We start from the raw sequence: 618 nt of genomic DNA on the forward strand, positions 1-618 counted from the left end.
ATTTACAACTGAAATGTTATTTCTTAGAGAAAGAGCAAAGTCCATATCAAAACTAAACCCGTTTTTTTCATAGGCTTCTTTATATTTCATGATATCTAGTATCCAAACATCTCTTTCTGTTAGATACCATGAGAATTGAGAAGAAGTCTTTACCCCGACTATTATATTTTGGGCATACTCCGGTTTTAATAACAACGAAAACACCACTTTCTCATTCTATTTTTTTGGCTGAATGCCCATATTCCTCTAACCACTCTATCCATGGTTCCGCCGGAAGTTCATAACTAACTCCCGGTGTCGTAGGATCAACAAGCTTTGGAGCAGTTCTCCCCTGGTTACGAGGGTTTTTAGTATATCCATACTGATCAATTACTGTCTCCTTGATTAAATCATCAATCTCTTTAGGTACCTTAAATTCTACAATTTCTCCGCCTGGTCTTGCTACATCTCGATAATATTTAGCGTGTTCTAAATTGTAAGCACTTATGTTTAAATCAGCATTTTTAATAGGAATAGCAATGCTTCCATGACTATTTACTTTAATTCTATACTGACTTGTTTTATTTCCCTCTCCTCCTCCTTGAACTCTGTAATAACTTACTGATTGTTCGACAGGAT

The 618-nt window shown here is 35.6% G+C and carries 2 pseudogenes; both read right to left on the reverse strand.

Annotated elements, in window-relative coordinates:
• Positions 1-204: pseudogene (locus ACWHAR_RS29025) on the reverse strand (hypothetical protein); the annotation flags it as partial.
• Positions 205-211: 7 nt separating this feature from the next.
• A pseudogene (locus ACWHAR_RS29030) lies at positions 212-618 on the reverse strand (hypothetical protein); the annotation flags it as partial.

The sequence above is a fragment of the Bacillus sp. LR--39 genome (assembly GCF_053613335.1).